The organism is Ruegeria sp. CDSC068 (genome assembly GCF_059610545.1).
The window spans coordinates 497,727-518,975 of sequence record NZ_JBXWNV010000002.1 but is presented as its reverse complement, the minus strand read 5'-3'; the positions used below and the strand labels follow the sequence as shown (position 1 = coordinate 518,975).

General features: G+C 58.5%; 22 protein-coding genes. 7 read left to right on the top strand and 15 right to left on the bottom strand.

All coding sequences use genetic code 11. The features are described 5' to 3' along the window. Position 1: 1 nt before the first annotated feature. From AC2FID_RS07250 to AC2FID_RS07200, 11 genes are all read right to left on the bottom strand, one after another. A complete protein-coding gene (locus tag AC2FID_RS07250) occupies positions 2–175 on the bottom strand; it encodes a hypothetical protein (protein ID WP_058274391.1) in 174 nt (57 codons plus the stop codon). Continuing rightward, entirely contained in the window at positions 175–780 is a 606-nt protein-coding gene (locus AC2FID_RS07245) for an NADH-quinone oxidoreductase subunit C (RefSeq protein ID WP_058274390.1), read from the bottom strand. Before AC2FID_RS07245 ends, AC2FID_RS07250 begins: the two co-directional genes overlap by 1 nt. Positions 781–791: 11 nt before the next feature. Further along, the gene (locus tag AC2FID_RS07240) at positions 792–1,325 is read right to left on the bottom strand and encodes a NuoB/complex I 20 kDa subunit family protein (protein WP_037307875.1); all 534 of its coding nucleotides are present in this window, start codon (positions 1,323–1,325) and stop codon (positions 792–794) included. Beyond that, a complete protein-coding gene (locus AC2FID_RS07235) occupies positions 1,316–1,681 on the bottom strand; it encodes an NADH-quinone oxidoreductase subunit A (RefSeq protein WP_058274389.1) in 366 nt (121 codons plus the stop codon). Before AC2FID_RS07235 ends, AC2FID_RS07240 begins: the two co-directional genes overlap by 10 nt. A gap of 188 nt (positions 1,682–1,869) precedes the next feature. Next, the gene (locus AC2FID_RS07230) at positions 1,870–2,658 is read right to left on the bottom strand and encodes a crotonase/enoyl-CoA hydratase family protein (RefSeq protein ID WP_282119178.1); all 789 of its coding nucleotides are present in this window, start codon (positions 2,656–2,658) and stop codon (positions 1,870–1,872) included. Positions 2,659–2,667: 9 nt separating this feature from the next. Beyond that, positions 2,668–3,522: a hydroxymethylglutaryl-CoA lyase gene (locus tag AC2FID_RS07225; protein ID WP_496768031.1), complete on the bottom strand. Its 855-nt coding sequence runs from the start codon at positions 3,520–3,522 to the stop codon at positions 2,668–2,670. A gap of 66 nt (positions 3,523–3,588) precedes the next feature. Next, positions 3,589–5,517, bottom strand: a complete 1,929-nt coding sequence (locus AC2FID_RS07220) for an acetyl/propionyl/methylcrotonyl-CoA carboxylase subunit alpha (RefSeq protein ID WP_496836090.1) — start codon at positions 5,515–5,517, stop codon at positions 3,589–3,591. Positions 5,518–5,520: 3 nt separating this feature from the next. Further along, a complete protein-coding gene (locus AC2FID_RS07215) occupies positions 5,521–5,946 on the bottom strand; it encodes an ASCH domain-containing protein (RefSeq protein WP_108861587.1) in 426 nt (141 codons plus the stop codon). Between the two features lies 1 nt (position 5,947). Further along, complete coding sequence (locus tag AC2FID_RS07210) at positions 5,948–7,552, bottom strand: carboxyl transferase domain-containing protein (RefSeq protein ID WP_496760795.1); 1,605 nt, start codon at positions 7,550–7,552, stop codon at positions 5,948–5,950. After that, the gene (locus AC2FID_RS07205; RefSeq protein ID WP_108861589.1) at positions 7,549–8,349 is read right to left on the bottom strand and encodes a hypothetical protein; all 801 of its coding nucleotides are present in this window, start codon (positions 8,347–8,349) and stop codon (positions 7,549–7,551) included. The genes AC2FID_RS07210 and AC2FID_RS07205 overlap by 4 nt, the downstream gene beginning before the upstream one ends. Next, on the bottom strand, positions 8,339–9,802 hold the full coding sequence (locus tag AC2FID_RS07200; RefSeq protein WP_496836133.1) for an AMP-binding protein: 1,464 nt from the start codon (positions 9,800–9,802) through the stop codon (positions 8,339–8,341). The genes AC2FID_RS07205 and AC2FID_RS07200 overlap by 11 nt, the downstream gene beginning before the upstream one ends. Positions 9,803–10,007: 205 nt before the next feature. Between AC2FID_RS07200 and AC2FID_RS07195 the strand changes: the two genes are divergently transcribed. After that, on the top strand, positions 10,008–10,613 hold the full coding sequence (locus AC2FID_RS07195) for an OmpW/AlkL family protein (protein ID WP_109310444.1): 606 nt from the start codon (positions 10,008–10,010) through the stop codon (positions 10,611–10,613). A 54-nt stretch (positions 10,614–10,667) separates the two neighbouring features. Here the strand turns inward: AC2FID_RS07195 and AC2FID_RS07190 are convergent, their stop codons facing one another. From AC2FID_RS07190 to AC2FID_RS07180, 3 genes are all read right to left on the bottom strand, one after another. Continuing rightward, a complete protein-coding gene (locus AC2FID_RS07190) occupies positions 10,668–11,831 on the bottom strand; it encodes an isovaleryl-CoA dehydrogenase (RefSeq protein ID WP_496836088.1) in 1,164 nt (387 codons plus the stop codon). A gap of 157 nt (positions 11,832–11,988) precedes the next feature. Then, positions 11,989–13,179 (bottom strand): DegT/DnrJ/EryC1/StrS family aminotransferase, encoded by a 1,191-nt coding sequence (locus AC2FID_RS07185; RefSeq protein WP_496695841.1) that lies wholly within the window; start codon positions 13,177–13,179, stop codon positions 11,989–11,991. Positions 13,180–13,218: 39 nt separating this feature from the next. Continuing rightward, positions 13,219–13,890: an HAD-IA family hydrolase gene (locus AC2FID_RS07180; RefSeq protein WP_496754934.1), complete on the bottom strand. Its 672-nt coding sequence runs from the start codon at positions 13,888–13,890 to the stop codon at positions 13,219–13,221. A 133-nt stretch (positions 13,891–14,023) separates the two neighbouring features. Here AC2FID_RS07180 and glmU point away from each other — a divergent pair, with 133 nt between their 5' ends. The 4 genes from glmU to AC2FID_RS07160 are packed head-to-tail and all read left to right on the top strand — an operon-like array spanning position 14,024 to position 18,447. Then, positions 14,024–15,379, top strand: coding sequence for a bifunctional UDP-N-acetylglucosamine diphosphorylase/glucosamine-1-phosphate N-acetyltransferase GlmU (gene glmU, locus AC2FID_RS07175; protein WP_496754936.1), 1,356 nt, complete (start codon positions 14,024–14,026; stop codon positions 15,377–15,379). A gap of 3 nt (positions 15,380–15,382) precedes the next feature. After that, positions 15,383–17,206, top strand: a complete 1,824-nt coding sequence (glmS, locus tag AC2FID_RS07170; RefSeq protein WP_282119167.1) for a glutamine--fructose-6-phosphate transaminase (isomerizing) — start codon at positions 15,383–15,385, stop codon at positions 17,204–17,206. Between the two features lie 3 nt (positions 17,207–17,209). Continuing rightward, entirely contained in the window at positions 17,210–17,752 is a 543-nt protein-coding gene (locus AC2FID_RS07165; RefSeq protein ID WP_282119166.1) for a pyridoxamine 5'-phosphate oxidase family protein, read from the top strand. Positions 17,753–17,760: 8 nt separating this feature from the next. After that, positions 17,761–18,447: a DNA alkylation repair protein gene (locus AC2FID_RS07160; protein WP_496836085.1), complete on the top strand. Its 687-nt coding sequence runs from the start codon at positions 17,761–17,763 to the stop codon at positions 18,445–18,447. On the opposite strand, the gene AC2FID_RS07155 is transcribed toward AC2FID_RS07160, so the two are convergent. Continuing rightward, a complete protein-coding gene (locus AC2FID_RS07155) occupies positions 18,435–18,851 on the bottom strand; it encodes a hypothetical protein (protein WP_282168799.1) in 417 nt (138 codons plus the stop codon). The genes AC2FID_RS07160 and AC2FID_RS07155 overlap by 13 nt on opposite strands. A gap of 90 nt (positions 18,852–18,941) precedes the next feature. On the opposite strand from AC2FID_RS07155, the gene moaA reads away from it, so the two are divergent. Next, positions 18,942–19,949 carry a GTP 3',8-cyclase MoaA gene (gene moaA, locus AC2FID_RS07150; protein WP_058274374.1) on the top strand — a complete coding sequence of 336 codons (1,008 nt, stop codon included), beginning with the start codon at positions 18,942–18,944 and terminating at the stop codon, positions 19,947–19,949. 1 nt (position 19,950) lies between these two features. Beyond that, positions 19,951–21,249 (top strand): 3-deoxy-D-manno-octulosonic acid transferase, encoded by a 1,299-nt coding sequence (locus tag AC2FID_RS07145; RefSeq protein ID WP_496836084.1) that lies wholly within the window; start codon positions 19,951–19,953, stop codon positions 21,247–21,249.

Sequence of the window (21,249 nt, the reverse complement as noted above, 5' to 3'; positions counted from 1 at the left end):
CTTATCGGCGCTCCAACTCTTGTAGTTTCAGCCCGACCCACCACAGCAACGCGATCGTGCCGAATGGAACCAGACAAAGAAGGCACCAGAATTTATTGATCCCGAAAAACGGCAATATCTTCACCATCGGGATGATGGTCAGCGCAGACAGGATCAGCCACCAAATGCCACCCATTATTCGGCCTCCTGCTTTTCATCACCCGGCAGTATGTAATTCGCGCCTTCCCACGGGGACATGAAATCGAACTGACGGTATTCCTGGACTAGCGACACAGGCTCATACACAACGCGCTTTTGGGCCTCGTCATATCGAACTTCGGTGTATCCTGTGGTTGGGAAATCCTTGCGCAGCGGATAGCCACGGAATCCATAGTCGGTCAGGATGCGCCGCAGATCCGGGTGGCCTGAGAACAAGATGCCGAACATGTCGAACACTTCGCGCTCAAACCAATTGGCCGAGGGATGCACATCCACGATCGAAGGCACCATGTCCTCTTCGCGGATCGAGACCCGCAGGCGGATGCGCTGGTTCTGATACATCGACAGGAAGTGATAAACCACGTCAAAACGCTTGGCCCGTTCGGGATAGTCGACGCCGGTGATATCGACGAGCGTGGAGAACTGGCAGCCGCGGTCGGACTTCAGGAATTCAATGAATTCCACAACGTTCGACAGCGCCACATCTACGTTCAACTCACCATGGGTTACGTCCCAGGACAGAACGCAATCAGTTCGCTTCAACTCCAGCTGGGTGCCGAGTTCTTTGAGTGCTTCGCTCATCAACTCTCTCCTCAGCGCACGATGGTGCCGGTACGGCGGATTTTGCGTTGCAACTGCATCAGACCGTACAGCAGCGCCTCAGCGGTCGGGGGGCAGCCGGGGACGTAGATGTCCACTGGAACAATACGGTCGCAACCACGCACAACGGAATATGAGTAGTGGTAGTAGCCGCCGCCATTGGCGCAGGAGCCCATTGAGATCACATAGCGTGGCTCGGGCATCTGGTCATAAACCTTGCGCAGAGCGGGGGCCATCTTGTTGGTCAGGGTGCCAGCCACGATCATCACGTCCGACTGACGGGGGGAAGCACGGGGTGCGATGCCAAAACGTTCCGCATCGTAACGCGGCATCGAGGTGTGCATCATCTCAACCGCGCAGCAAGCCAGACCGAAAGTCATCCAGTGCAGCGAGCCGGTGCGAGCCCAGTTGATGATGTCCTCGGTCGAGGTCAGCAAAAACCCTTTGTCCTGCAGCTCGGCATTCAGGGCCTGGGTGGCGACTTCTTTGTCGACGCCGGCGGTGTTTGCACCCGTCATCACTCCCATTCCAGGGCCCCCTTCTTCCATTCATAGGCAAAGCCGATGGTCAGAACGCCCAGGAACACGATCATGGACCAGAAGCCAACGTCGCTGATGTCCTTGAAGCCGACAGCCCAGGGGAACAGAAACGCGATTTCCAGGTCGAATATGATGAAGAGAATCGCGACCAGATAGAACCGGACGTCAAACTTCATCCGCGCATCATCGAACGCGTTGAAACCACATTCATATGCGCTGACTTTCTCGGGGTCGGGATTGCGGACCGCCAGAACGACTGCCGCCAGAATCAAAACGATTCCAAGGCCCACAGCTACGGCCAGAAACACCAGAATCGGGAGATACTCCCGCAATAGGTCTTCCACGTACAGCTCCTTTCCTGCGCATACCCTGAAAGGGAGCGCCGTCAATTGGCGTGTTGACTGGACATTCTCTATCCCTGCGGGGTCAGAGGGTCAACCGAACACAAACGCACAGGGGGTTAATATTCGACTTATCGAAGCTCTGTCCCAGAAGGTCACCCACACAATCGCGGCCACATCACAAGTGGCGCCTAAACCTTACTAATCCATGCAGGTTTTCTTTTTTCAAAGAATGCGCCGATTCCCTCCTTGGCCTCTTCGGTTTCCCACCTGTCAACCAGCTCGCGGATCGTGTGGTCGATCACGGCATCGTCAATGCGCGGCCCCAGCTGGCGAACCAATTGCTTGGCCGATGCCACCGCGCCGGGTGCACAGGTAAGATAGGGCAGGACTTCGGACTCAACCGCATCATTCAGGTCGGCAGCGGGCACAATTCTGGCCAGCAGGCCCAGCTCTACAGCTTCTGCGGCTTCGAAGACCCGGGCCGACATGAACACGCGCCGCGCGCGGGCTTCGCCCATGCGGGCGATGACATAGGGGCCAATCGTGGCCGGGATCAGCCCCAGCTTGGTCTCTGTCAGCCCCATTTTGACCGTTTCCACTCCGATCGCTACGTCACAAACCGACGCCAATCCCACACCGCCGCCAAAGGCATTGCCGTGGATCGCGCCGATTAGCGGTTTAGGCAACGTGTTCAGCGCCTGCAACATTTCGGCCAGCTTACGCGCCTCGACAAACCGGGTCTCGGATTCTGCCGCCATCTGAGATTGCATCCACCCAAGATCACCGCCAGCACAAAAGCTTTTGCCCGCACCGGTCAGTACAACAACACGCACGGCGTCGTCGGTTCCAAGCTGGTGCGCGGCTTGCGTAAGATCGGTGATCATCTGGGCCGACATGGCGTTGTGCTTGTCGGCACGGTTCAGGGTCAGAGTGGCCACACCGCGCGCGTCCGTGGTCACCGCAATCGTTTCAAACATGTCTGCTCCTTACTGGGATCGCATGGCGCGTGCCATCTGCGCGGCCTCTTCAATGACCGCAAGGTCGAGGCCGGTCTGATATCCAAGCCGCTCCAAATGAGCCACAACAGCTTCGGTGGCGACGTTTCCGGCAGCGCCCGGCGCGTAAGGACACCCGCCCAAACCGCCAACGGCGCTGTCGAAAACCCGAACGCCCAGCGCCAGCGCAGCGTCGATATTGTCGATGGCCCGCCCGTTGGTGTCGTGGAAATGCCCCGCCAGCCGCGTCATCGGAACGCGTTCGCGCACGGCCAGCAACATATGGGCGATAGTGTCGGGCGTGCCCTGCCCGATCGTATCCCCCAGCGATACTTCGTAACATCCCAACGAGAACAGCCGGTCTGCAACTTCAGCCACTTTCTCGGGCGGTGTTGGTCCGTCATAGGGGCAATCAGTCACGCAGGACACATACCCACGTACTGGCAGGTCGATGTGGCGCGCAGCTTCAAGAATCGGGGCAAAGCGGTCGATGGATTCTTCAATAGTCGCGTTGATATTGGCTTTTGAAAACCCTTCCGAAGCCGAAGCGAATACCGCGATCTCATCCGCCTTTGCGGCCAAAGCGTCTTCGTATCCCTGCATGTTCGGTGTCAGCGCTCCATACCGGACGCCGTCGGCCCGTTTGATCCCGGCCAACACGTCCGCGCTGCCCGCCATTTGCGGCACCCATTTGGGCGAGACAAAACTGGCCACTTCGATGCGGTTAAAACCGGCCTTGCTCAGGCAATCGACCAGCGCCACTTTTTCCGCCACGGCAATTTCGCGCTTTTCGTTTTGCAGACCGTCGCGCGGACCTACTTCGAAGATTTCGACCCGTTCACCCATTGCTGTGTCCTTCTCTGATTGCCGCATTCGATCCGACTGTGCCACGTTGTTCGAGAAGGGGACAGTTCATTCCTCCTCCAGCCGGACCAACGCGGCCCCAGCCTCGACCTGCGCCCCGGCATCAGCCAGCACTTCGGCAACGATGCCGTCACGGGCGGCCAGCAGGGAATGTTCCATTTTCATGGCCTCAAGGATTGCCAGCCGGTCGCCTTCCTGCACGGCTTGACCCACTTGCGCAAAGACAGCTTTGACCAGACCCGGCATCGGGGCCTCAATCACATTGGTGTCGCCAGCGGCACCGGTATCGCGGTCCAATGGATCAACAATTTCCAGGACTTGACCATAGTTTTCAAAAACTGTGACCTGCGAACCCGAAACAGACACGCGCGGCATAGGGGCTCCGTCGATCATCCAACCGCCCGGACCGCGCTGGGCAAGGATCGTGTGTTCTCCGACCTGCCAGACCTGACGGTTCTGATCTTCTACCTGAACGTCCAGATCAATATCATCACCTGCCCGCAACTGGACCGCGCGATGCAGCGGGGCCCATAGCGAAAACCCTGTTTCCTCATCTGTATCCACCAGATCCAAAGCCGTCATCGCCGCCGCGACGATCGAAGACGCCGGGATCGGCTCTGCACGGGCCAGCACATCCAGATCGCGACCAATCAGGCCAGTATCAATATCACCGACGGCAAAGCCCGGATGCCGCGTCAGTGCCCCCAGAAAGCCAAGGTTCGTGACTGTCCCCGCAACCTCAGTGCCTTTCAGGGCGCGATGCAATTGTTCCAATGCGACAGCGCGTGTGGGGCCGTGCACGATCACCTTCGCGATCATCGGATCATACCAGGGGCTGATCGTATCACCCGCACGCACGCCGCTATCTGCGCGGCATGCCGCCGGGAAGCGCAGATGGGTCAGTGTACCGGTCGCCGGCAGAAAGCCCTTTGGCACGTCCTCGGCATAAAGCCGCGCTTCGAAGGAATGGCCTGAGATCGACAGGTCACTCTGCTGCTTCGGCAGGCTCTCGCCCGCTGCAACACGCAACTGCCATTCGACAAGGTCCACGCCGGTGATCGCCTCGGTCACCGGGTGTTCAACCTGCAAACGTGTGTTCATCTCCATGAACCAGAACCGATCCGGGCGCAGCCCGTCCGAGGCATCCACGATGAATTCAACCGTCCCCGCGCCTTTGTAGCCGATGGCCTCGGCGGCACGCACGCCCGCCTGACCCATCGCGTCGCGCATCTCAACGGTCATGCCCGGGGCCGGCGCTTCTTCAATCACTTTCTGGTGCCGCCGTTGCAGCGAGCAGTCGCGTTCAAACAGATGCACCGCATGGGTACCGTCGCCAAACACCTGAACCTCGATATGGCGGGGCTTGGAGACGAATTTCTCGACCAGAACAGCATCATTGCCAAATGCGGTGCGGGCCTCACCCCGGGCGCTGTCCAATGCCTCGGTAAAATCTGCGGGCCGCTCGACCAGCCGCATACCTTTGCCACCGCCACCCGCGACGGCCTTGATCAGGACCGGATAGCCAATCGTGTCGGCCGCACCCGCCAGATGCTCGGGGTCCTGATTGTCGCCGTGATACCCCGGAACAACCGGCACGCCAGCCTGCTCCATCAATACCTTGGCCGCGTCTTTGAGACCCATCTTGCGGATCGCATCCGCCGAAGGGCCAATAAAGGTCAGGCCAACCGCCTCGACCGCATCCACGAAATCGGGGTTTTCCGAGAGAAATCCATAACCCGGATGGATCGCCTGCGCCCCGGTATCGAGGGCGGCTTGAATGATCACGTCGCCCTTGAGATAGCTCTCAGCCGGCGCCGCGCCACCGATATGAACAGCCTCGTCCGCCATCTGCACATGCCTGGCCGACGCATCGGCATCAGAATACACAGCCACGCAAGTTACGCCCATTCTCTGAGCGGTTTCCATCACCCGACAAGCAATCTCGCCCCGGTTGGCAATCAGGATTTTTTTGAACATAGTTTAGCCCTTATCCACCAGGTCTTCGATCAGGCGGAACCGTTCGCAAAGCAATTCCATCTCGGGATCAAACCCGCCGTTACGCTCAAAGTAACGCCGATGATCCTCACGCCACCCGTCTAACGTTTCGTTTTCACCTTCGGCTAAGGCGAAGTCTTCGGTCATGTCACAATAGCGGCAGATCGAAACCTCGACCGTCTCAATCACCAACGCGGGACGATCATCCCATTCAAGGGCAATATCGCGCCGCCCAACAACCGGGGTATCAAGGCTGCCTTCGGGATAATCGCGCAGAGCGCCGCAGGTTGCCGTTTTTTGCCCTGCCCGAACCAGCGCTAAAAGCTCGGCACTCATGATTGCACTGTCGCCGAATTTGAACGTCTGTGCATCGGGATAACGCGCTTTTATTTTTTCCAGGTCGGTGCTCATCTTACATCCGGAACACGCCAAAGCGTGTCTCCTCAATCGGCGCATTCAGTGCCGCGTTCAACGACAAGGACAGCACGTCCCGGCTTTTGCGCGGGTCGATAATTCCGTCGTCCCACAGCCGCGCTGAGGCATAGAGCGGATGGGATTGTTCTTCGAACATCTCCAGCGTGGGGCGCTTGAACTCGGCCTCTTCTTCCGCCGACCAAGTTCCGCCCTGGCGTTCAATCCCATCGCGTTTTACGGTGGCCAGAACACCCGCCGCCTGCTCTCCACCCATCACGGAAATGCGCGAGTTTGGCCATGTCCACAGGAACCGCGGTTGGTAGGCCCGTCCTGACATGCCGTAATTCCCCGCTCCGAATGAGCCACCCACCAGCATGGTGATTTTTGGCACATTGGTCGTCGCGACCGCAGTCACCATCTTGGCCCCATGCCGCGCGATGCCTTCGTTTTCGTATTTCCGCCCAACCATGAAGCCAGTGATATTTTGCAGAAACACCAATGGAATTTTGCGCTGTGAACACAGTTCCACAAAATGCGCGCCCTTTTGCGCAGCTTCCGAAAACAGCACGCCGTTATTGGCGATGATCCCAACCGGGCAGCCTTTGACATGAGCGAACCCTGTCACCAGCGTCTCACCAAAGCGCGGCTTGAATTCGTCAAAGCGCGAGCCATCGACCAACCGCGCAATCACCTCGCGAATGTCATAGGGCGTGCGCAGATCGGCGGGGACGACGCCCAGAATCTCTTCGGGGTCATAGGCCGGATCCTCGGGGTTGGCCCAATCCACCGTCTGTGGCTTGCGCCGGTTCAGCGATCCGACGGCCCGCCGCGCCAAAGCTAGCGCGTGGGCGTCATCCTCGGCCAAATAATCCGCCACCCCGGACAGGCGCGTATGGACATCTCCGCCACCCAAGTCTTCGGCGCTGACCACCTCACCCGTCGCGGCCTTGACCAAAGGTGGTCCGGCGAGAAAGATGGTGCCCTGTTCCCTGACGATGATCGTTACATCTGACATCGCGGGCACGTAGGCCCCGCCAGCCGTACACGACCCCATCACCACAGCGATTTGCGGGATGCCCTTCGCGCTCATCCGCGCCTGATTATAGAAGATGCGGCCAAAGTGATCGCGATCGGGAAACACCTCATCCTGATTGGGCAGGTTTGCGCCGCCGCTGTCGACCAGATAGATGCAGGGCAGTTGGTTTTCCTCGGCAATCTCTTGCGCGCGCAGGTGCTTTTTGACTGACAACGGATAATAGGTGCCACCCTTCACGGTGGCATCGTTGCACACCACCATGACCTCTTGCCCCTGCACCCGGCCAATCCCTGCAATTACCCCGGCACAGGGAGCGGCGTCGCCATACATCGCATGCGCCGCCGTCGCGCCGATCTCAAGGAACGGCGACCCCGGGTCCAACAGGTTCGCCACCCTACGACGCGGCAGCATCTTGCCCCGCGATTCATGCCGTGCGCGGGATTTTTCGCCGCCGCCCATGCGGGCGGCCTCGGCGGCGTCGGCAATTTGCGCCAACGCGTCCAGATGAGCCGCGCGGTTTTCCCGGAAGCCTTTGGACGAGGGCAAAGCAGAGGATCGGAGCTTCATCTTGTGTACTCTCTTAGAAAATCTCGAACGGGGTTTTCGCTGACTGCAAAGCTCTGCATCAGACGCGCGTAACCTTGCGCCACGTTGCTGGAACAAACTGCGTCAAGTTTTTTGATCTCTGGCTCTTCCAGAAAATCTTCCAGATCCGACATCGGGACCATAAAATAGTAGTCAAATGGCAGCATCTCGGCCGCCATCTCCATCGCCTCGATGGCCTCTTCGTTATCCCCGCGGCACAAATAGGCCAGGGATAGGTTGTGATAGGCGCCTCCCATTGCGTCATAGTCGCCGTCCGCCTCGTACTGGCTCACGGCAAGTTTGAAACGCCCGACGACTTCGCGATTGTAAAAATTCTCATCCGCTTGCGCTTCCGGCAGGAACATCGAGACATAGGCCAGATTTTCATCATGCCATCCGTCGGTTTGCATCTCGGTGCTGAAGACACTTCTCAGCATGCGAATTTCGGGTTCATATTTCAAGGTGCTGTAAGAGGCAGAGATCGCATCTAAATAGTTGTCGTAAAATGCAATTTTTCGTTTGTCTTCGTCATCAAGGCTCGCCACTCGACCGGCTACTTTGCGCAATTCAGAGATAGCCTCGTCGGGATAATCATAATAAACTAGAAGGTCTGCCAGTTGCAGTTGCTCTATGACTGCAATTTTGTCTTCGACGGCTTTATCGATTGTGTCCCGCATCCACGTCTCGAAGTAAGCCTTACCGGCCCAAGCAGCGCCAATGACCGCAATTGCCGTCGCGCTGAATTCAATCCCCGTTCTGATACTGGACTTATCCGCCATGATTTCCCTCCTCAGACGCGCGACGCTTCAATTCCTTTCGGATTACTTTTCCGGTCACGGTCAAAGGCAACTCTTGCACAAAAGCCACTTCACGGGGGTAAGAATAATGCGCAAGGCGGGTTTTAACCCACTCCTGCAACTCGGATTCCGAGGCGTCAGCCGCCGGTTTCAAAACCACATATGCCTTGACGATTTCTGTCCGCAGCTTGTCGGGCTTGCCGACCACGCCCACCGTTGCCACCGCCGGGTGGGTCAGCAGGCAATCCTCGATCTCTGCCGGGCCGATACGATAACCGGACGAGGTGATGACATCATCGTCGCGCCCGACGAAACGCAGGTACTCACCCTCCCACACACCGCGGTCGCCGGTAATCAGCCAATCGCCGCGAAATTTCTCAGCCGTTGCCTCGGGGCGGTTCCAATATTCCAACAGCATTGAGGCCGAGCCTCGCCGGATGGCCACGTCACCCTCATCAGCCGTCGGGTTGCCGTCCTCGTCGATCACCGCAATTTCGTGCCCCGGGACCGGTTTGCCTATGCAGCCGGGCCGCACCGGGAAGTCATCTGAGCAGGAAGAGACAACCATGTTGCATTCGGTCTGGCCGTAGAATTCGTTGATCGTTAGACCGAAGGCCTTCTGCCCCCATGCTAACATCTCGGCCCCCAGCGGCTCACCCCCAGACGCGACTGAGCGTAGCTCGGAAATCGCCTGATCAGAGGCCTTGAGCATTCGAAGTGCCGTTGGGGGAAAGAATACGTTCCGCACACCACCGCGCGCGATCACATCGGCGCAGGCTTCGGGGGTGAACTTGTCCAGCCGCGCGGCAACCACTGGAACGCCCAGCGCAAGACCGGGCATCAGCACATCGAACAACCCGCCGATCCAGGCCCAATCGGCCGGTGTCCAGAGGCAGTCGCCTTCGCGCAGGTTGTTATGGCTGATCGAAACCCCCGGCAGGTGGCCGGTCAGCACCCGGTGGCCATGCAACGCACCTTTCGGACTGCCCGTGGTGCCGGATGTATAGATCAACACCGCCGGATCCTCTGGCCCGGTGTCGGCAAAAGGAACTACGCCCCCGTCTTCACCAATTTGGTCCGCCATGAGCGGTTCTGCCAAGTCGCCTAACAGCGTCGCGCCGTCCGGGTCGGTCAGCACAACCTGCGCCCCGGCATCACCCACTCGGGATCGCAAAGCATCCTGCTTGAACAGTTTGAACAACGGCACCGAGATGGCACCGATCTTCCAGATCGCCAGATGCACCGCCGCACACCACGGTGACTGGCTGAGCAACACGCCCACGCGATCCCCCGGCTGCACTTTCTTCGACAGTGCGCGCGCGATGCCGTCTGTCATTTCAGCAAGCTGCCCGTAGGTGACGCGCCGCTCGTCGCTTCCTGTCAAGTCGATCACGGCGACCTGATCCGGTGCGTGATCAAGACACTGACGCGCCATATTCAGACGAGATGGCACGTCCCAGCCCCCCGCTGAACGCAAACCCGGTATGCGATTAGCTTCTGGCACGCTGCAATTCCCTTATTTTCAAGGGCCTTACCGGAGAAACCTCCGATGACCCCGTCACACAAATTTGATGCAGATCAGAGTGCGCGGACCGCGCGGCTGTCAATTCAATCTCATCAACTGAACCAAAGGCAAGACCATGACCAACAAACTCGCCGCTTTGACACTTTCCACCGCGCTGGTGGCGCTTGCCGCCCCCGCCTTTGCTCAATCGCAGGGTGATTGGACCGTCGGTGTCGGTGTCGGTTACCTCAACCCCAAGTCCGACAATGGCACGCTGGCCGGACAAAAGGCCGAGATCGACTCGGACACCCGCCCGATCTTCACTGCCGAGTATTTCATCCGTGACAATCTTGGCATCGAACTGCTGGCCGCGACACCGTTCAAGCACACCGTAACCTTGGGCGGAAGCACCGAGGCTGGCACCGTCAAGCACCTGCCGCCCACCCTGTCGCTGAACTATCACTTCCCGACCAACAGCGCATGGAAGCCCTATGTCGGTGCCGGTCTGAACTACACCATCTTCTTCGACGAGCAGTCCGCACTGGGTGATCTGAAGGTCGATGACTCTTTCGGTGTCTCGCTGCAGGCCGGTCTGGACTACATGGTCTCGGACAATGGCGCTGTCCGTCTGAACGTACGCTGGTTCGACATTGACACGGACGTCAAGCTGAACGGAACCAAGATCGGCAAAGCCGATATCGATCCCTTCCTTGTCGGCGTATCCTACGTTCATAAGTTCTGATCCTTCCAAGGAAAACGCTTCGCAGTTCCCTCGTCTGCGAAGCGTTTTCTTCTCTCAGCGCATCTCGTTCATCAGTTCCCGCCCGATCAGCATCCGGCGGATTTCGCTAGTGCCCGCGCCAATCTCCATCAGCTTGGCATCGCGGAAAATCCGGCTGACCGCCGAGTCAGACAGGAACCCTGCCCCACCCATCGCCTGAACAGCTTGATGCGCCTGCGACATGCCCTGTTCTGAAGCATAAAGACAGCACGCAGCCGCATCCTGACGGGTTACATCCCCCCGGTCACAAGCCTTGGCGACCTCATAGACATAGGCCCGTGCGGAATTCATAGCGGTGTACATATCGGCGATCTTGCCCTGCATCAGTTGAAAGCTGCCGATCGGTTTGCCGAACTGCTTTCGCTCTGCCAGATAGGGCATGATCTCATCCAGACAGGCCGCCATGATGCCGGCTCCAATTCCGGCCAGAACCACACGTTCGTAATCCAGCCCGGACATCAGAACCGCAACGCCCTTACCTTCTTCGCCCAAAACGTTTTCGAACGGCACCTCGACATCTTCAAAGATCAGCTCGGCCGTGTTCGAACCGCGCATCCCCAACTTGTCGAAATGGGGCGAGGTCGAGAAGCCCTTCATCTCCTTCTCAATCAGAAACGCGGTGATGCCCTTCGATCCGGCCTCCGGGTTGGTCTTGGCATATACGACCAGCGTATCCGCGTCCGGCCCGTTGGTGATCCAGTATTTGTTGCCGTTCAGCCGGTAGTGATCATTGCGTTTTTCAGCACGCAACTTCATCGACACTACATCGGATCCGGCGGAAGCCTCGGACATGGCCAACGCACCAACATGCTCACCTGAGATCAGGCGCGGCAGGTATTTCGCCTTTTGCTCGTCATTACCGTTCAGCTTAATCTGATTGACGCACAGGTTCGAATGCGCGCCATAAGACAGAGAGACCGAGGCCGATGCCCGCGCAACCTCTTCCACCGCAACGGTGTGGGCCAGATAGGACATCCCTGCCCCACCGTATTCCTCGGACACAGTGATGCCGAGCAAACCCAGATCGCCCATCTCTTTCCAAAGCTCGTTTGGAAATGCGTTCGAGGCATCGATGTCACCCGCCATCGGCTTGACCCGCTCCTGCGCCCACCGGTGTACCATTTCACGCAGGGCATTCACGTCCTCGCCCAGATCAAATTGCATGGCCGCCGTGAACATAAGCGATCTCCTCTTTCGCATTAATGAACAGTTGTTCAATAAATAGCAGCGAATCTGAATTGGGTCAACGACGGCATCCCAAAAAACAAACCGCCGCCCTGATCGGGGCGGCGGTTTCATACAAATAAAGCGTGCGCGTCACGCGCACTCGATTGGATTACGACTGATACACTGCGCTCACCTCTGCCCGAATGATCCGTGCGATCAGCGCGCAATCATCAAGCGAAAAGGTCAAGGGAACGCGCATGTCGACGATCCCGGCGAGGATTCGATCACTTTTTGGCATCGGCGCGCTGTCGGCATATCGCCAGCTGTCATAGCGCGATGTAAAGCCGTTCGGCTCGGCCCCGCCGAACCACTTAAGCTCGACCCCCCGGGCCGCGCAGCGCTGGATAACCTCGTTTACCCGCTCCGCCGACCAATCGAGCAACAGGAACTGGATCGAGGAACCGACAAATGTCTCGGCCTCTGGCCGGTCGACAACGCTCAGACCTGGCGTCTCGCGCAGGCCTTTTTCGATTTCGAAATAGCGTTCGTTCCAGCGTTCGATCTGCCGATCCAGATCGCGCAATTGCGGGCGCAGGATTGCGGCCCGCAGATTATCCATTCGCCCCGAGACATTGGGGGTATGATACTTGATCCGCTCAAACACCTCTGGCCCCGGTGCCGCAAGGTGGCGTTCGTACAGCATGTAGGACCCCGACAGCATCGTTGCCTTTGCCGCCAGTTCCTCATCATCGGTGATAAGCAAGCCGCCCTCGCCCGAATTGACGTGTTTGTAGGTCTGGCAGGAATAGCAGCCAATCGCGCCTTGTCGGCCCGAAACCTGCCCATGCCATGCAGCGCCCATTGTGTGGGCGCAATCCTCGATCACCGTGACACCTGCGGCATCGCACATCTGCATCAGCCGATCCATGTCACACAGATGGCCACGCATATGGCTCAGCATCAAAACGCGAGCCTGATCCAGCTTGGTTTCGAGATCGTCCAGATCAATCGTAAGGTCTTCGGTCACACCCACAAAAACGGGGCGCGCACTGACCGAAGCAATAGATCCGGGCACAGGTGCCAGAGTGAACGTGTTCGTCAGCACCGGGTCCCCCGGGTTGACCCCCACGGCCCGCAGTGCCGTTGCCATCGCATAGCCGCCCGAGGACACGGCCAGACAGTATTTGGCACCTGTCTGGGCGGCAAATTCCTGTTCCAGCAGGGCGGTTTCGCCCAATTCGCCAGGTACGACGTTATAACGATGCAGACGCCCGTGGCGCAGTACCGCCAGCGCGGCCTCAACGGCCTCTTCGGGGATGGGTTCCTGCTGGGTGAAACTGCCAGTGAATATCTCGGTCATAAGAGTGTTCTGGTCCTGCAAAAGGTTCGGGTCAAGGGATTACGCGGCCGCGCCAATCAACTCTGCAACCAATTCTGGTAAATCATGGAAATGGTGCAGCAGAGCTTCGGGTTCCAGCGCGGCCATATCATCGCCGGACGGGCCGAAGGTAACCAATACCGACGGCACACCCGCGGCGCGGGCCGTGTTTCGGTCAGTGTCGGAATCGCCAATCAGAACACATAAATCAGGATGACCACCCGCCCGGCGTGCAGCTTCACGCAGCGGTTCCGGATCAGGCTTGCGCACCGACAGCGTGTCTGCACCAACTAAAGAGGCAAACAGGTCACGCACTCCCATCTGCGTGAGCAACTGATGGGCCAAGGCTTCAGGCTTATTGGTACAGATGCCAACCCCGTAACCTGCGGACTTCAACAATTCCACTGCGTCCAGCGCGCCAGGGTAGAAATGGGTATGCGTGTCGATATCGTCGGAATACGCTTCAAGCAGCATCGGGTAGTAGTCTTGAACCGTTGCATCGTCATAAGCGCCCACCCGTTTCAATCCATGGGTCAGCATCATTCGGCCACCGCGCAGCGCAACGCCCGCATCTTCGCCGTGAACCAACACATCCCCATGCCCCATATGCCGAAAACAGTGGTTGGCGGCGGCCAGCAAATCGCCCGATGTATCGGCCAAGGTCCCGTCCAGATCGAAGATAACCGTACGCATTTTGCCCCCTAATTCGGCGAGACTTCGCCATAAGTGTTGCAAACGGCAATCTTGTTTGATGCCCGAACCGCTTGCGACTTTGAACTCAGCGGATAAAACGGGCCGCAACAAAACACAAAGAGAAATCGTTTTTATGACCATCGCCCTTGTTATCCTTGCCGCCGGAAAAGGCACCAGGATGAATTCGGATACCCCGAAAGTTTTGCACCCGATTGCCCAAACGCCGATGTTGGTGCACGCGATGCGCGCCGGTGCGGTGCTGTCACCCGAACGAACCGTTATTGTCACTGGTCACGGCTCTGAGGAGGTTGCTAGGACCGCCACTTCCGAGGATGAAGCCGCGCAGATTGTCGTTCAGAAAGAACAGCTTGGAACAGCGCATGCAGTTGCGCAGGCGCGGGATGCACTGGCCGATTTCGATGGCGATGTGATCATCCTTTACGGCGACACGCCCTTTATCGACCCCAGAACACTGGAGCGTATGATTGAGGCGCGCGCATCCTTTGATCTGGTCATGCTGGGCTTTGATATTGCCGAAGTTCAGCCCCGCTATGGCCGATTAATCATGGATGGCGAAAAACTGGTCGAAATCGTCGAGTACAAAGACGCAACCGAAGAACAGCGCGCCATACGCTTTACCAACAGTGGATTACTGGCCTGCAACGCAAAAGTACTGTTCGAATTGATTGACGCGGTCGGCAACGATAACGCCTCGGGTGAATACTACCTGACCGAAATCGTGGCACTGGCAAATGCGCGCGGTCTGTCGGCAACTGCCATCAAATGCGATGAGGCTGAAACGCTGGGCGTGGACTCTCGTGCTGATCTGGCTGCGGCCGATGCCGAGTTTCAGACCCGTGCGCGCAATGAGTTGTTGGCTTTGGGCGTGACGCTGATGGCCCCCGAAACGGTTTATCTGTCCGCTGACACGATCGTAGGTCGAGACACGGTGATCGAACCCAACGTCGTCTTCGGCCCCGGCGTTACCGTCGAAAGCGGCGCGACGATCCGTGCATTCTCACATCTGGAAGGCTGCCATGTTAGCCGCGGTGCCATCGTCGGCCCCTACGCGCGCCTGCGCCCAGGTACAGAACTGGCCGAAAACACCCGTATCGGCAATTTCGTTGAGACAAAGAATGCCCAGATCGCTGAAGGCGCTAAGGTCAACCACCTCAGCTATATCGGCGACGCCTCGGTTGGAGCGTCGACCAATATCGGCGCAGGTACGATCACCTGTAACTATGACGGCGTGATGAAGCACCAGACGACCATCGGAGAGAACGTCTTTATCGGCTCCAACACTATGCTAGTTGCCCCCGTTTCTGTTGGTGACGGCGCGATGACCGCAACAGGTACAGTCGTCACGCGGGATGTAGAACCCGACGCGCTGGCCGTGGCACGTGCCAAGCAGGACAACAAGCCCGGCTATGCGCGCAAATTGTTTGAGATGTTGAAGGCGAAGAAGGCTCGCCGCAACAAGGGAGCCTGAGTTATGTGTGGAATTGTAGGTGTACTGGGTGAGCATGAGGCCGCGCCAACTTTGGTCGAGGCGCTAAAACGTCTTGAATATCGTGGCTATGACAGCGCCGGGATTGCCACGGTCAATGGTGGCACGCTTGGACGTCGTCGGGCGGTCGGCAAGTTGGTCAACCTGAGCGATCTGCTGGTGCACGACCCGCTGCCCGGCAAATCCGGTATTGGTCATACCCGTTGGGCTACCCATGGCGTACCGTCGGTGACCAACGCGCACCCGCATCAGGCCGGCCCTGTGGCGGTTGTTCATAATGGTATCGTCGAAAACTATCGTGAGTTGCGGGCAGAACTGGCCGAACATGGCATCGGTTTCGCGACCGAGACGGACACCGAAACCGTCGCCCTGATGACGGAGTATTACCTGAAGACAGGCCTGTCGCCGGTTGAGGCCGCCTTCAAGACCATCGATCAGCTTGTTGGTGCGTTTGCGCTGGCCTTTCTGTTCGACGGTCAGGACGATCTTATCGTCGCCGCGCGCAAGGGATCACCTTTGGCTATCGGTCACGGAGATGGTGAGATGTACGTGGGCTCAGACGCCATTGCGCTGGCCCCGCTTACGGATCGCATCACCTATCTTGAGGAAGGCGACCGGGCTGTTCTGACCCGAACCTCTCTGGAAATCCGCAACGAAGCCGGTGAATTGGCTAATCGCGAGACTCGCCAGATCAAACTGGACCACACACAGACCGAAAAGAACGGCCATAAACACTTCATGGCCAAGGAAATTGCCGAACAACCCATCGTGATTGCCGACGCGATCCGGTCATACCTGCCAAGTGGTGGTGATGAGGTAGTTCTGCCTGGCGCCGATCTGGATTTCACCAAACTGGATCGTTTGACCATGGTGGCCTGCGGTACCGCATTTTACGCCTGCCTGACGGCGAAGTACTGGTTCGAGCAATTGGCCCAAATGCCCGTCGAGGTCGATATCGCCAGCGAGTTCCGCTATCGCGAACCTCCGATCACGGGGCGCACGATGGCGCTGTTCGTTAGTCAGTCGGGTGAAACTGCCGACACTCTGGCGGCACTGCGCTATTGCGAAGGCAAGGCGGACAAGATCGTCTCGGTCGTCAACGTCCCCGAAAGTTCGATCGCCCGCGAAAGCGATATCGCCCTGCCCATCCATGCAGGCGTTGAGATCGGCGTGGCTTCGACCAAGGCGTTCACGTGTCAACTGAGCGTTCTGCTGATGATGGCGCTCAAGGCGGCTGCGGATCGTGGTACGCTGAACGACGACGAGCTGGCCGACCACTATGCTGCGCTACGCGGCCTGCCAACGGTGATGAATGCAGCGCTGGATCAGAATCCGGCCATCAAGACGTCCGCACAGCGCCTGTCCGAAGCCCGCGACGTTCTGTTCCTGGGTCGCGGCCTGATGTATCCGCTGGCGATGGAGGGGGCGCTGAAGCTCAAGGAAATCAGCTATATCCACGCCGAAGGTTATGCTTCGGGTGAGCTGAAGCACGGACCAATCGCCCTGATCGACAAGAACATGCCTGTGGTGGTTATGGCCCCGCGCGACGCCGTGTTCGACAAAACGGTGTCGAACATGCAAGAGGTGATGGCGCGCAAGGGTAAGGTTATTCTAGTCTCGGACGATGACGGGATTGCCGAGGCTGAAGATGGCGTCTGGAGCATCATCCGGATGCCACATGTCCACCCTAGCCTGGCGCCGATCCTCTACTCGGTCCCGGCGCAACTGCTGGCCTATCACACGGCGGTGGCCAAAGGCACGGATGTAGACCAGCCGCGCAACCTGGCAAAATCGGTTACAGTGGAGTGAGACATGGCCAAGCAATTTCCGGAACTGGACGACGGGCAGCGTAAATTCATCGAAGAACAGCACATGTTCTTCGTCGGCACTGCGGCACCCGACGGACGGGTCAACATCTCGCCCAAGGGCATGGATTCGCTACGCGTTCTTGGCCCGAACCGGATTGCCTGGATGAACCTGACCGGCAGCGGCAACGAAACCGCCGGTCATCTGCTTGAAGCGAACCGCATGACGCTGATGTGGTGTTCGTTCACGACCCGCCCCATGATCCTGAGAACCTATGGCACCGCGCGCACGCTGCATGTGGGGGACGATGGCTGGGATGAATTGGCTAACCTTTTCCCTGATCACCGCAGCGCGCGTCAGATCTATGATCTGGATATCGACGTGGTCCAGACTTCGTGCGGCTATGCCGTGCCGTTCATGGAATATCAGTCCGAACGCGACACGATGCAGAAATGGGTCGATGGCAAGTCCGACGAGCAGATCCAATCCTACTGGGTTGAAAAGAACCATCAGACCATTGATGGCAAACCCACGCGCACCCGACCCTGAGTTTATTGATGATTGAAGCCTATCTGGACCAGATCAAAGCCCATTCCGATCCCGAGCGCGCGGAACAAATGGCGGCCTACCACAAGGCCGACCGCACCCATCTGGGCGTGGCGAACCCGATCCTGAATGATCTGACCAAAACCTGGCGACAAGGGTTGGACGTGGCAGAGCGTGTGGAACTGGCAGATGCGCTGTGGCAAACCAATATTCACGAAGGACGTCTTGCCGCAGCCAAACTGCTGACGCAAGCGCGCATCCGACCAGATGATGCCGTTTGGAACCTACTGCAAAGCTGGTTGCCCGATTTTGATGCCTGGGCTGTAGCAGACCACGCCTGCATGGCGATGCAAAAGCGCCTGTCAGCCGACCCTTCGCGGCTGGATCAGGTGGAAAGCTGGACAAAATCGGACCACATGTGGACCAGGCGCGCGGCGCTGGTGGCGACCCTGCCCTGGACCAAACAGAACCACCCCAAACCGGAAGACCTGCAACGCCGAGACCGCATTCTGGGCTGGGTGGCAAGTTATGTGCCTGACCGCGACTGGTTCATTCAAAAATCTGTTGCGTGGTGGCTGCGCGAGTTGTCCAAGCACGACCCGGACCGGGTCGTCGCCTTTTTGAACATACACGGCGACGCGATGAAGCCTTTTGCGCGAAAAGAGGCCGGCAAGTATCTGAGCGGTCAGTTGGAATAAACTTCCAGCTCAACCAATTCATCGAATGGCAACAGCAGTGCCCGCATGGCATCCAGCGATAGACGGCTGCCGCCCCCCGCTGGCCCGGATGCCGGAATAAGCGTGATATAGGCCTGCGCGCCTGTCCGCGGCACAACCACTCGCCCGGTGAATTCAGTCTCCACCAAAGACGTTTCCAGCCATCGACCAGGTGTTGTGGGATCTCCCAGACCGGCAATCGTGGTTTTTGGACCGAGCCAACCAGTGGCGGCAACGGCAACGGCTTGCGGCTCGACCACCTCTTCCACAACGGCTGGTTCTGCCTCTTCAGCGGGCTTGTCGCCACCAAACACACGATCGGTGGTCGACCGAACGGTGTCACATCCCGCCACCAGAACACAAAAAGCCAAAAGCGCATATCTCATGACGCAAACCTATCGCCCTGCGCGCATCTGTTCCAGCGCAAAGCGCAGTTCGCCCTTGTCGCAGGGCGGTTGCAGCTTTACCTATGTCGCATGACAGCTCCGCTTATCGACCCGTTCGCACGTGCCATCACCTATCTCCGCGTATCCGTCACGGATCGCTGCGATTTCCGCTGCGTCTATTGCATGTCCGAGGACATGACCTTTCTGCCCAAGAAAGACCTACTGACGCTGGAAGAGCTTGACCGCATGTGCTCGACCTTTGTGAACATGGGTGTTGAAAAGTTGCGCATCACCGGCGGCGAGCCACTGGTGCGCCGCAATATCATGACATTTTTCAATTCGATGACCCGACACCTGGACAGCGGCGCCCTGAAAGAGTTGACGCTGACCACCAATGGTTCGCAACTGCACCGATTTGCCGATGATCTGTACGCCGCAGGTGTGCGTCGCGTGAACGTATCGCTGGATACGCTGGACGAGGATAAATTTGCCAAGGTCACCCGTTGGGGACGCCTCAAACAGGTTCTTAACGGAATCGACGCCGCGCAGAAAGCGGGTCTGCGGGTCAAGATCAATGCGGTCGCCTTGAAAGGGTTCAATGAACCCGAGTTGCCAAAGATCACTGAATGGTGTGCCGAGCGTGACATGGATCTGACCTGGATTGAGGTCATGCCCATGGGCGATATCGGAAACGAAGACCGCCTGGACCAGTACTGGTCTCTTGAAGATGTGCGCAAGGAATATGAAAAACACTATTCCGTCACGGATCTGGCCGAGCGGACTGGTGGACCTGCGCGTTATGTACGGCTTGAGGATACGGGCCAGAAAATCGGCTTTATCACTCCGCTGTCGCATAACTTCTGCGAAAGTTGCAACCGCGTGCGCCTGACCTGCACCGGTGAGCTGTACATGTGCCTTGGGCAAGAGGATATGGCCGACCTGCGCGCCCCGCTGCGCGATCATCCCGACAGTGATAAATCATTGGAAGAGGCAATCAGGTCCGCGATCACCCTCAAGCCCAAAGGGCATGATTTCGACTATTCCCGTCAGGCCGTCGACGGCCAGATGAGCCGCCACATGAGCCACACGGGCGGCTAAAGTGCCAAACAACCCCGACCAGCCAACGCTGCTGTACAAGCTGTATTGCGGCCTGACTTCCGTTGCGGCCCCGCTGGCATGGCGCACCGTTCGCAAAAAGCTGCAGACGGCGGGCGTTCCCGAAACGCGCCAGCAGGAACGCCTTGGCCACGCCACGCAAACCCGCCCGGATGGGCAGCTGATCTGGTTCCACGCCGCCAGCGTTGGCGAAACTCTGTCCGTCATCAGCCTCATCAAACGTCTGGGCGAACGCCTGCCCCAGGCTGAGTTTCTGATTACCTCCGGAACCCCAACTTCGGCCGCGCTGATCGAAAAACGAATGCCACCGCGCGCACGCCATCAATTCCCACCACTAGACACAGCCGGACCGGTGAAGCGTTTTTTGGATCACTGGCGCCCTGACGCCGGCGTCTTCGTCGAAAGTGAAATCTGGCCACGCCTGATTGTCGAAGCATCTCGGCGCGAGGTTCCGCTGGCGCTGCTCAACGCGCGTCTATCGGATCGCTCGGTCGAGGGATGGAAGAAGCGACCCAAAACCGCGCGATTTATTCTGGACCATTTCACACTGTTCCTAACCCAGAATGACAAGACGGCGGGAAATCTTATCGACATGGGTGCACTCCCCGATCGGGTACAGCCCGGCACCAACCTCAAAGCCATGTCGGACCCCCTGCCGGTCGATCGGACCACGCTGAGCGATATCCGCGCTCAAATCGCCGACCGCCCGGTCTGGATCGCCAGTTCGACCCATGCAGGTGAGGAAGAAGCGGTTCTGGCCGCGCATGCCAAGCTGTTGCAACACTGGCCCGATCTGCTGCTTCTGCTGATCCCCCGGCACCCCGAACGACGGTCAGAGGTTGCAGATCTTCTCGAGTCCGCCGGGCAGTCCGCCGCCTTCCGCACCAAGGGCGACAAGATCGCGCCGCAGACTCAAGTTTACGTCGCTGACACACTGGGCGAAACCGGCACATGGTACGCATTGTGCCCAATCGTGTTCCTGGGCGGCTCGCTCAAGGAAATCGGCGGTCACAACCCGTTTGAGCCCGCACAGGCCGGTGCCGCTGTGATCACTGGTCCTGGGTACTTCAATTTTGCGGAAACCTTCGCGCCACTGATCGAAAGCGGCGGCGCGACCGAGGTCAACTCCGCCCCGCAACTCGCGGATGCCGTTGCAAATTTGTTGTCAGACGACACCGCGCTGGACAAAGCGCAGGCTGGCGCGAAATCCTGCGTAAATCTCCAGAAATCCGCGTTGGGCGATGTGATCAACACCTTGTGCGAGACACTCAGCCTCGCCTGA

What these genes read in the sequence shown, in the direction of transcription:
- AC2FID_RS07250 (WP_058274391.1), bottom strand. Translation starts at nt 175, where the DNA reads ATGGGTGGCATTTGGTGGCTGATCCTGTCTGCGCTGACCATCATCCCG.
- AC2FID_RS07245 (WP_058274390.1), bottom strand. Translation starts at nt 780, where the DNA reads ATGAGCGAAGCACTCAAAGAACTCGGCACCCAGCTGGAGTTGAAGCGA.
- AC2FID_RS07240 (WP_037307875.1), bottom strand. Translation starts at nt 1,325, where the DNA reads ATGGGAGTGATGACGGGTGCAAACACCGCCGGCGTCGACAAAGAAGTC.
- AC2FID_RS07230 (WP_282119178.1), bottom strand. Translation starts at nt 2,658, where the DNA reads ATGTTTGAAACGATTGCGGTGACCACGGACGCGCGCGGTGTGGCCACT.
- AC2FID_RS07225 (WP_496768031.1), bottom strand. Translation starts at nt 3,522, where the DNA reads ATGGGTGAACGGGTCGAAATCTTCGAAGTAGGTCCGCGCGACGGTCTG.
- AC2FID_RS07220 (WP_496836090.1), bottom strand. Translation starts at nt 5,517, where the DNA reads ATGTTCAAAAAAATCCTGATTGCCAACCGGGGCGAGATTGCTTGTCGG.
- AC2FID_RS07215 (WP_108861587.1), bottom strand. Translation starts at nt 5,946, where the DNA reads ATGAGCACCGACCTGGAAAAAATAAAAGCGCGTTATCCCGATGCACAG.
- AC2FID_RS07210 (WP_496760795.1), bottom strand. Translation starts at nt 7,552, where the DNA reads ATGAAGCTCCGATCCTCTGCTTTGCCCTCGTCCAAAGGCTTCCGGGAA.
- AC2FID_RS07205 (WP_108861589.1), bottom strand. Translation starts at nt 8,349, where the DNA reads ATGGCGGATAAGTCCAGTATCAGAACGGGGATTGAATTCAGCGCGACG.
- AC2FID_RS07200 (WP_496836133.1), bottom strand. Translation starts at nt 9,802, where the DNA reads ATGGCGCGTCAGTGTCTTGATCACGCACCGGATCAGGTCGCCGTGATC.
- AC2FID_RS07195 (WP_109310444.1), top strand. Translation starts at nt 10,008, where the DNA reads ATGACCAACAAACTCGCCGCTTTGACACTTTCCACCGCGCTGGTGGCG.
- AC2FID_RS07190 (WP_496836088.1), bottom strand. Translation starts at nt 11,831, where the DNA reads ATGTTCACGGCGGCCATGCAATTTGATCTGGGCGAGGACGTGAATGCC.
- AC2FID_RS07185 (WP_496695841.1), bottom strand. Translation starts at nt 13,179, where the DNA reads ATGACCGAGATATTCACTGGCAGTTTCACCCAGCAGGAACCCATCCCC.
- AC2FID_RS07180 (WP_496754934.1), bottom strand. Translation starts at nt 13,890, where the DNA reads ATGCGTACGGTTATCTTCGATCTGGACGGGACCTTGGCCGATACATCG.
- glmU (WP_496754936.1), top strand. Translation starts at nt 14,024, where the DNA reads ATGACCATCGCCCTTGTTATCCTTGCCGCCGGAAAAGGCACCAGGATG.
- glmS (WP_282119167.1), top strand. Translation starts at nt 15,383, where the DNA reads ATGTGTGGAATTGTAGGTGTACTGGGTGAGCATGAGGCCGCGCCAACT.
- AC2FID_RS07165 (WP_282119166.1), top strand. Translation starts at nt 17,210, where the DNA reads ATGGCCAAGCAATTTCCGGAACTGGACGACGGGCAGCGTAAATTCATC.
- AC2FID_RS07160 (WP_496836085.1), top strand. Translation starts at nt 17,761, where the DNA reads ATGATTGAAGCCTATCTGGACCAGATCAAAGCCCATTCCGATCCCGAG.
- AC2FID_RS07155 (WP_282168799.1), bottom strand. Translation starts at nt 18,851, where the DNA reads ATGAGATATGCGCTTTTGGCTTTTTGTGTTCTGGTGGCGGGATGTGAC.
- moaA (WP_058274374.1), top strand. Translation starts at nt 18,942, where the DNA reads ATGACAGCTCCGCTTATCGACCCGTTCGCACGTGCCATCACCTATCTC.